The organism is Bradyrhizobium sp. Kon56 (assembly GCF_055807635.1).
The window spans coordinates 1-258 of record NZ_JBVVOU010000493.1 but is presented as its reverse complement, the minus strand read 5'-3'; the positions used below and the strand labels follow the sequence as shown (position 1 = coordinate 258).

The following is a 258-nucleotide window of genomic DNA, read 5'->3' as shown; positions in this document are numbered from 1 at the left end:
CATCGCCGGGGTCGACCGGGTATTCACCATCGGTGGCGCCCAAGCGGTTGCCGCGCTGGCCTATGGCACCGAAAGCGTGCCGAAGGTCGACAAAGTGGTGGGTCCGGGCAATATCTACGTCGCCACCGCCAAGCGTCACGTGTTTGGCCAGGTCGGCATCGACATGATCGCCGGCCCCTCGGAAATCCTCGTGGTGTGTGACGGCCAGACCGATCCGGACTGGATCGCCATGGACCTGTTTTCCCAGGCCGAGCACGA

Annotated in this window: 1 protein-coding gene; it reads left to right on the top strand. The window is 64.3% G+C overall.

Going from position 1 to position 258, the window contains the following annotated elements:
* On the top strand, nucleotides 1-258 hold a 258-nt coding region (locus AC0L3B_RS39790; RefSeq protein ID WP_473383374.1), incomplete at both ends, for a histidinol dehydrogenase.